A 2,244-nucleotide genomic window follows, 5' to 3' on the forward strand; every position below is an offset into this window, starting at 1 on the left:
GCCCCTGCCCGGGACCTGCGGTGGTCAGCGCAGCCGGCCGTGGGTTTCTGATCGCTCGTGCGGGATGATCTCGGTGCGCGCGGTGGTGCGTATGTCCTGTGCGAGTCGGAGTAGGTCGAGACCGAGGCTCTTAGCTGTCTTCGCCGGGGTCGGCATCCGCGCAGGCCCACTGCGCGCTTCTCATAAGCTGAGCCACGCCCGTGTCCTGGACAGGAAGCGTGAGATGACAGACGACGTACGAGCCCTCGCGGAGCGCATGTATGAGGCGTTCAATGCCCGTGACCTCGCCGTGGCAGAGGCGATCTTCTCAGCCGACTTCGTGAGCCATCCGTTGGGAACCGTTGGCGTCGACAGCGTTGTGCAGGCGTGGAGGGGGCTCCACGCCACGTTCCCAAACATGCAGGTCGTCGTCGAGGACATCCTCGTCGATGCAGATAGAGCCGCAGTCCGCACGAGCCTGCATGGCATCCCGGGGGGAGTTGAGGAACAGGCTCTCCCCTCGATGATGGAGATCTTCCGGGTGCGGGACGGGCGCATCGCCGAGCTGTGGGGCCTGTCTTCACTCAGTCGCCCCGGGCGCTGAGTTCAACGTTCAGCCTCCCTGAAACCGGTGCGCGGGGACAGGCGATGGAGCTGGTGAACATCAGCGGTTCGTTCTCAGCAGGACTCAAGTCCGGGTGCACTCGCCCGGGGGTGATAGTCGTGATGGTGTATTCCGCGACGTCGTTGAAGACGAAGGGGTCCTGCGCCGCGATCCGTACCGTCCGACACTGGCCCGCGCACTGGCCGCCTCGTGGAACTGCCCGAGCCGTCCCAAGCCTGCAGGCTCGCCGCACAGGTCGTGGCCCTCGACGGCTGGGACACTGTCCTGCCACTCCTGGAGCGGATCGCGCCCCGCGCCGCAGCAACCGTCGCCGATCAGATGACGAGCTGGTCCGCGGCGACGTACGACACCCTGCCGAGCCGCACGGAACCCCGTGTGCCGGGCCACGGCATCTCGACGCGGGCGCCGGCCGGATCGCTGGGAGCAGCAGGCCCCCCTCACTGTCACCGACGATTGCGAGACGCACCATGATTCCGAAGTTGCCCCTGCACGAACCCCGTTGGCGTGACCTTGGGGGTGTGACGGCCGACGAGGTGAGAGCGCTCCTGCAGCAGATGGCGTCCACGGCTGCCGCCGGGACCGGTGATGAATGGCGGCGGACCTGGACGCACCTGACCGGCGGCCTGATGGACGACGGAGTCGTCTCCGACGGGGCCTATGCGGCCCTGCCGCATCTCGTCGAGGCGGCAGCGGCCCTGCCTCCGGGACAGACCGTGGATTTCTGGGTGGACATGGGCTTCGTCATGACCGCGGATTACCGGCCACCCGTCCCGGCCGACCTCGAGGCGGGGTTCAGCGCCGCACTGCGTCTGGCCGAGCGGGCGGCCACCCGAAGCCTCCTCGCCGCCGGTACACCCGCGCAGACATACCTCCACCTCGCACTGTCTTGTGTGGCCTTCACCGGTCACCACATCGCCTCAGCGCTGCAGCGGCTTCCCGACAGCCAGGACAGTGAGCTCCTGCTGGTGTGCCCCGAGTGCGGAAGCGATTCCGAGATCCCCGGGTTCTTCGTGAACCCGGTGCGTCCGCCTGTCGAGGCTCCAGAGCTGCCTGATCCCGCCCCGGTCCGTCGAGGAGAGCATCCCTGGGGCGAGGTCGCCGCGGCCTTGGAGCAGGAGACGCTGGGGGAGGAATGGGAGCCCTTCCTGCAGGTGGCACGCGACGTCGCGGCGGCGGGCCTGCCCCCCGAAACGCCGGGGCAGGCCGTCCTGTGCCTGGTCGCCGTCCTGGTCGCGGTCAAGGGCGCCCCGCAACGGGCCGGGAGGGAAGGGGCCCGCCAACTGATGTCGCTCACCGGGTACTTCCGCTGCTGGGACTGTGAGCGGACATGGACGATCGCTGACGCTCTGGCGGAGAATCCGGACGGCGCGCGCCCCCGCAACCATCTGACGGAGGCGTGGACGGACTCCGGCTGGACGGCTGTCACGGGAGAGCCCGCGGCGGGCGGAACAGGTGAAGCAGCGACCCGGTTCCGGCGGGAGGGGACCGCTCTGCTTGCGGCCGACGGCACGCGCTGGGGTCGTACATCGGTGTTCTCCGACTCCGCGTCCGGTTCGATCGGGGGTGTCGACTCCCTGGCGGTGGTATCCCGCCCCGGTCAGCCGACACTCGTGGCCGGTGCCGGTGCCGGTGCCGGTGCC

The 2,244-nt window shown here is 69.1% G+C and carries 1 protein-coding gene and 1 pseudogene; both read left to right on the top strand.

Annotation, left to right across the window (positions count from 1 at the left end; genetic code table 11):
• Window positions 1-223 precede the first annotated feature (223 nt).
• Window positions 224-583, top strand: a complete 360-nt coding sequence (locus ACFVYN_RS09905; protein WP_389995149.1) for an ester cyclase — start codon at window positions 224-226, stop codon at window positions 581-583.
• A gap of 539 nt (window positions 584-1,122) precedes the next feature.
• Window positions 1,123-2,244, top strand: a pseudogene (locus ACFVYN_RS09910) (hypothetical protein); the annotation flags it as partial.

The organism is Streptomyces sp. NPDC058307 (genome assembly GCF_042880295.1).
GTDB lineage: Bacteria > Actinomycetota > Actinomycetes > Streptomycetales > Streptomycetaceae > Streptomyces.